At 74.9% G+C, this 1,122-nt stretch carries 1 protein-coding gene; it reads left to right on the top strand.

Annotated features, from left to right (window positions below; translation table 11 throughout):
- Window positions 1-191 precede the first annotated feature (191 nt).
- Window positions 192-848 carry a (2Fe-2S)-binding protein gene (locus tag ACFXBC_RS11555; RefSeq protein WP_385021930.1) on the top strand — a complete coding sequence of 219 codons (657 nt, stop codon included), beginning with the start codon at window positions 192-194 and terminating at the stop codon, window positions 846-848.
- Window positions 849-1,122: the final 274 nt, after the last annotated feature.

Below are 1,122 nucleotides of genomic sequence, written 5' to 3'. Positions count from 1 at the left end.
GCGCCAGACCCCCCCCCCCCCGCCCCTCCCTCCCCTCCCACCGCGCCCTCGCCCCCCCCCCCGCCGCGCGCGCGCTCTCTCGTCTCCCCCCCCCCCCCCTCGGCCCGTTCTTCGGCGTCCGGACCCATCCGCCAGGTACGGAACCCCCCGGGCCCTGGCGGCGGATCACCGGCCCACTGCTCGAAGCCCGGGTGACAGGCGTACGGGAGTGGCTCGCCGCGGCAGGCGGGCAGCCGCCCGAGGCGGTCGAGACCCGGGTCGCGGCATCCGTCGCCCATCTGGGGCTGGCTGCCCGGCTGGTGTCACCGGCACTGGCCGCCGCCGTGCTGTACGGGCTGGTGCCCGCCCCCGGCCTCGCGGACCTCCGATGGCAGCCTGTGACCGGCGGCCCGGTCCCCTTGTCGCTGCCCGCCGATGCTTTCACCGAAAGGGCTTTTGTCGAGGGGGCGGTGACTGACGGGGCTTCTGCCGTCGGGGCCCTCACCGGCGAACTCTCTTCAGCCGCGCCGCCGGCCCGGCTCGCCGCCGAGCTGGGCAGTCGTCTGGTGGACGGCCCCCTGAGCGAACTCGCCCATGCGATGGCCGAGTTCTCGGTCTCCCCGCACATCCTCTGGGGCAACACCGCATCGGCCGTCAACGGAGCCGCGACCATGATCACGGCAAGCCGCCCAAACCTCACCGCACGGACCCGCGCCATCAGCTCACTGCTTCTGGCGCGGCCCCCACTGCGCGACGCGAGCAGCGTGCGGCCCGACGGAGTGTTCCGGCGGCGGAGCTGCTGCCTGATCTACCGCGCCGCGCCCGGCGCCGCGGGGGCCCTGTGCGGGGACTGCGTACTGTCCCGCTGACCAGGCCGCATCACGTCATCCGCCACTGCCCCCGGTCTTGCCGGGGGCCGGGCTGCGCGCTCTGCTAGGACGTGTTTCGAAAGTCCCGCCTGGCCGACGACGCCTGGCACGCACGCTCGCCGCGTTGTCGGAGTCGTCCAAGTACGTCCAGTACGAGGACGATCCTCCGCCTTGCGATCGCACGCGCCAGGCGCCGTCGGCCCCCGCCCGGGGGGGGGGGGGGGGGCGTTGGTAAAGGGGCCCCAGGGGCGGGAGTGGGGCAAAACACCGTGTG

This window comes from Streptomyces sp. NPDC059398 (assembly GCF_042751845.1).
In the GTDB taxonomy this organism is placed as follows: Bacteria; Actinomycetota; Actinomycetes; order Streptomycetales; family Streptomycetaceae; genus Streptomyces.
The sequence above is the reverse complement of the archived record's forward strand: the minus strand, read 5'-3'. Positions and strand labels throughout refer to the sequence as shown.